We start from the raw sequence: 288 nt of genomic DNA, 5'->3' as shown, positions 1-288 counted from the left end.
GGAAGCTGAAATACTAGATCTCCTCTTGAATTCATAAGGAAGCAATCATGGCAATTCTGAACCGCCGCCGCCTGCTTTCCGCACTGGCTCTGTCTGGCGCGATGAGCGTTTTACCACTCTCTGCTTTCGCCAAAGAGCCGGCGAAAGTGACTGTCGCACTCGACTGGACGGTGAATACCAATCATATCGGCATGTTTATTGCCCGTGATCAGGGCTTTTACAAAGAAGCCGGACTGGACGTGACGATCCTGCCTTATTCCGACACATCGGCCGGATTGCTGGTCGCTA

Annotated in this window: 1 protein-coding gene; it reads left to right on the top strand. The window is 52.4% G+C overall.

Translation table 11 applies throughout. The features are described from left to right. Positions 1-47 precede the first annotated feature (47 nt). Positions 48-288 (top strand): ABC transporter substrate-binding protein (locus tag HBA93_RS20630; RefSeq protein WP_221724514.1); only part of this gene is annotated, 241 nt, incomplete at its 3' end.

Source organism: Ochrobactrum sp. SFR4, from assembly GCF_019730395.1.
Classification (GTDB): Bacteria; Pseudomonadota; Alphaproteobacteria; order Rhizobiales; family Rhizobiaceae; genus Pseudochrobactrum.
The sequence above is the reverse complement of the archived record's forward strand: the minus strand, read 5'-3'. Positions and strand labels throughout refer to the sequence as shown.